3 protein-coding genes and 1 pseudogene are annotated in these 3,885 nt (G+C 73.3%); 2 read left to right on the top strand and 2 right to left on the bottom strand.

Annotated elements, in window-relative coordinates:
* Positions 1-851 precede the first annotated feature (851 nt).
* Complete coding sequence (locus E1265_RS34755) at positions 852-1,565, bottom strand: HAD family hydrolase (RefSeq protein WP_132934939.1); 714 nt, start codon at positions 1,563-1,565, stop codon at positions 852-854.
* Positions 1,566-1,693: 128 nt separating this feature from the next.
* Here E1265_RS34755 and E1265_RS34750 point away from each other — a divergent pair, with 128 nt between their 5' ends.
* On the top strand, positions 1,694-2,515 hold the full coding sequence (locus E1265_RS34750) for an endonuclease/exonuclease/phosphatase family protein (protein ID WP_132934941.1): 822 nt from the start codon (positions 1,694-1,696) through the stop codon (positions 2,513-2,515).
* Positions 2,516-2,536: 21 nt separating this feature from the next.
* On the opposite strand, the gene prcB is transcribed toward E1265_RS34750, so the two are convergent.
* Positions 2,537-3,382, bottom strand: a complete 846-nt coding sequence (gene prcB, locus E1265_RS34745) for a proteasome subunit beta (protein ID WP_132934938.1) — start codon at positions 3,380-3,382, stop codon at positions 2,537-2,539.
* Positions 3,383-3,525: 143 nt separating this feature from the next.
* Between prcB and E1265_RS34740 the strand changes: the two are divergent.
* A pseudogene (locus E1265_RS34740) lies at positions 3,526-3,885 on the top strand (hypothetical protein); the annotation flags it as partial.

Here is a 3,885-nt window from a genome sequence, read left to right as displayed (position 1 = left end):
GCCCGGTTCCGCGCGGTCACGCGGAGACGGGTGCCGCCGTCCGAACCGGTGCCGGCCCGTTACACGTTGAACGGTGTGTGGGCTGTTCGGGCAGTGCCAGGATGGTTGACCTGGTTGGATTGCCCTGGGACGGCCTGATCGGGGGGAGGGGAGCCGCCAAGTGGTGTCCGTTGAGCGGGATTTCGTGGTCGAAGTGGCGAGCGGGGAATCCGGGTACCGGGTGACGGTGCACTCGCCGGCCGGGGAGTTCGCGGGTTCGGTGGCGCTCGAAGTGGACGCGCTGTTGGACCAACTTGCCGGGGTCCAGGCCGGAGTACTCGCCTCGAGCGCGCGGGTGCGGGCGGCGCGGCCGGTGATGTCTGCGTTGGAGCGGCCACTCAGGAAGATCGGTGCGGGGCCCCGCGGGCAGCCCCAGGAGCTCGTCCTGTCCCCATCGTTCCAGCGGGACCTCCCGCACCGTCTCCCGACGAGCCATCAACAGGCGCCACAAGCCGCTCAGCGACTCAACGCCGCCCGGAAACCGGCACCCGGCGCCGACCACGGCGATCGGTTCCGCCCACTCCGAGCTCTTTCCGACGTCCATCGCCCCGCTCCCCTCGCCTCTCCATCGGGCCCTTTCCATGGGGGCATGAATGCCCCAGCCGGAACAAGCAGTACAGAGGGGCGATAATCATCAGTCGAGGGCGCGTTATTCGCAGAACGATTCGATTCCACTCGAACGAACATGTTTGACGTGCGCGGCGTCGCGGTTTCACGCCGGTGCCCCCGCTCGGTGTGCGTGCGCGCACACCTCGGCAGGGCGTGCGCCGGAGGCGAGGTCGCCGCCTAGTACTGCAACGGTGTTTGCAGTACTAGGCGGCGGGCCGCCGGCCGAGTTCGGCGAGGAGCGCCGGCAACGCGGCGAGGCCGGTGATGCGGTGCGGCGGGCCGCCCGCCGGGGCGGGGGCCGGGGATCGGTCGAGCCAGATGCCGTGCAGGCCGGCCGCGGTCGCGCCGGCGGCGTCGATGTCGGGGCGGTCGCCGACGTAGGCGACGGCGTGCGGCGGCAGCCGCATCGCCGCGCAGACCGCCCAGAACGCCTCGGGCGCCGGCTTGGCGTGGCCGGCCTCGTCGGAGCAGATGAGCACCTCGAAGCGGTCCCTGATGCCGAGCGCCAGCAGCTTGCGCTCCTGGTTCCGCAGGCCGGAGTTGGAGAGCAGGCCGTGCCGGTAGCCGGGGGTGAGCGCGTCGAGGGCCGGCAGCACGTCGGGGAACGGCACGTGGTCGCCGGCGCGGTGGGCCAGGTAGCGGTCGAACCAGGCGTCGGCCTCGGCGTCGGTGAGCGGTTGGCCCAGGAATCCGCGGGCGCGCTCGCGGCGCTGTTCCTCGAAGGTCAGCTCGCCGGCCTCGAAGCGGGCGTACTGCTCCTCCATCACCGAGCGCCAGCGCAGCAGCGCGGCCTCCGGGCTGGGGAACCGGTCGAGCAGGCCCTCGGCGGCCAGGTGGCGCAGCGCGCCGGCGCGGTCCGAGCCGGTGTAGTCCCAGAGCGTGTCGTCGATGTCCCAGACCACGGCCCGAATCGTCATGGTCCGGACCGTAACACCGGCGGCCGGCGGGCGCCGCACCAGTGCGGTCGGCTCACAGCCACGCGTCATCGCACGTGAGCCTGAACCTGCCCCGCGCCCCGCGACCGTAGCATCGGCCCGTGCGCATCATGACCTGGAACCTGTGGTGGCGGTTCGGCGACTGGCGGGCGCGGCGGACCGCCATCCTCGACTGGCTGCGGCGGGAGCGTCCCGACGTCTGCGGCTTCCAGGAGGTCTGGGCGACGGAGGACGAGAACCTGGCGGGCTGGCTGGCCGAGGAGCTCGACATGCACTGGGTGTGGGCGCCGGGCGAGGTGTTCGAGCACTGGCGTGGCCGGGCGCCGGAGCCGGCGGACGGGGTGGGGAACGCGGTGCTCAGCCGCTGGCCACTCGTGGACTCTGAGGTGCGACGGCTGCCGACGGCGGGCGGCCCCGAGGAGGTACGGACGGCGCTGTTCGCGCTGGTCGACGCGCCGGGGGCGCGGGTGCCGTTCTTCACCACCCATCTGCACTCGGATCCGGCGGGCTCCGCGGTGCGGGTGGCACAGGTGACGGAGCTGGCCGGATTCGTCGCGGAGCGGCGGGGCGGGACGCCGTTCCCGCCGGTGGTCACGGGGGACTTCAACGCCGAGCCGGAGGCCGACGAGCTGCGGCTGTTCGGCGGGACGCTGACGGCGCCGGCCGTTCCTGGCCAGGTCATGCTCGACGCCTGGCGGTTCGCGGACCCCGGCCAGCCGGCCGGCACCTTCCAGGCCGGGCCGCCCCGGGACGACGGGACCCTGTCCTTCGAGGTGCGCGCCGACTACGTGCTCCTGGGCCCGACGGGCCCCGGCGGCGAGGGCGGGGTCACCGCCGTGTGGCGCACGGGCGCGGGCCCCACACCCGAGGGCGGCGACGTCTGGCCCTCGGACCACGCCGCCGTGATGGTCGAACTCACCGGCGAAGGCTAGCGCCTGTCAGGGCGTCAGGACCTAGCGCGGCGCCGCGAGGGGTCCGTCTGGGCGCTCGTGGCGCTGGTCCAGCACGGCGCGGGCCAGTTCGGCGACGCGGTCGTGCGGCAGTGCGCGGTAGCCGTCCTCGGTGACGAGCGCGACGCTCGGGAAGAGGTCGCGGGTCAGGTCGGGGCCGCCGGTGGCGGTGTCCTCGTCGGCCGCGTCGTAGAGCGCCTGGATGACGGCGGTGACGATCTCGTCCTCGCTCATGCCCTCGCGGTGCAGCTTCTTGAGGGAGCCGCGCGCGAACGGCGACCCGGAGCCGGTGAAGGCGAAGCCGAACTCCTCGCTGTGGCCGCCGGTGATGTCGAAGGAGAAGATCCGGCCCCGGCGGGCGGCCAGGTCGTAGCCGGCGAAGAGCGGGACGGCGGCGAAGCCCTGCATGGCCATGCCGAGGTTGTCGCGGATCATGGAGGTCAGCCGGTTGACCTTGCCGACCAGGGAGAGCGGGACGCCCTCGACCTTCTCGTAGTGTTCGAGCTCCAGTTGGAAGAGGCGGACCATGTCAACGGAGAGGCCGACCGTGCCGGAGATGCCGACGGCGGAGAACTCGTCGGCGGGGAAGACCTTCTCGCCCTCCCGGTGGGCGATCATGTTGCCGGCGGTGAACCGGCGGTCGCCGGCGAGGAGCACGCCGTCCGCGTAGGTGGCCGCGACGATGGTGGTGCCGTGCCGCACCTCGGACGCGGCCCGCGCGCTCGGGGTCTCGGGCAGCGGCGGCAGCAGCCCGGGCGAGTGCTCCTTGAGGAAGTCGAGGAACGACGAGGAACCAGGCGTCAGGAACGCCGCGGGCAGCGGCCCCTGCCCCGAGACATCAGCGGACATCCGTTTCCCCTCTCCTCCCGTGGCCCCCGGACGGACCACAAGCTCGGACGGACGCTGCCCATCGTAGGCACACGCCATGTGCGTGATCATCCCTCGAATCGGCCGGCGTCGCGCCGAAAGGGCGCTGAACTACGCTGCCGGCCATGGGGATAGCGATCAGGAGCCTGGAGCCGGCGGACGCGGAGGCGGCCGGTCGCGCCAGGGTCGAGGGGTGGCGGCACGCCTACCGGGGCCTCGTGCCCGAGGAGTACCTGGCCGGGATGGACGCCGGGCGGTGGGCGGCCGGGCTGCGGGCCGGTCTCGCGACGGAACCGCCGGGCGTCTCCCACCTGGTGGCGGAGGTCGACGACCGGGGCGTGGTGGGTTGGGCCTGCGTGGGCCCGTACCGGCCCAACCCGCAGGTGGACGGCGTGGACGGCGGCGAAGGAGGCGCGGGGGGCGACGGCTGGGGCGAGCTGTACGCCGTCTACGTCCGGCCGGACTTCATCGGGGCCGGGGTGGGG

The sequence above is a fragment of the Streptomyces sp. 8K308 genome (genome assembly GCF_004348315.1).
Classification (GTDB): Bacteria; Actinomycetota; Actinomycetes; order Streptomycetales; family Streptomycetaceae; genus Streptomyces.
The sequence above is the reverse complement of the archived record's forward strand: the minus strand, read 5'-3'. Positions and strand labels throughout refer to the sequence as shown.

What these genes read in the sequence shown, in the direction of transcription:
- E1265_RS34755 (WP_132934939.1), bottom strand. Translation starts at nt 1,565, where the DNA reads ATGACGATTCGGGCCGTGGTCTGGGACATCGACGACACGCTCTGGGAC.
- E1265_RS34750 (WP_132934941.1), top strand. Translation starts at nt 1,694, where the DNA reads ATGACCTGGAACCTGTGGTGGCGGTTCGGCGACTGGCGGGCGCGGCGG.
- prcB (WP_132934938.1), bottom strand. Translation starts at nt 3,382, where the DNA reads ATGTCCGCTGATGTCTCGGGGCAGGGGCCGCTGCCCGCGGCGTTCCTG.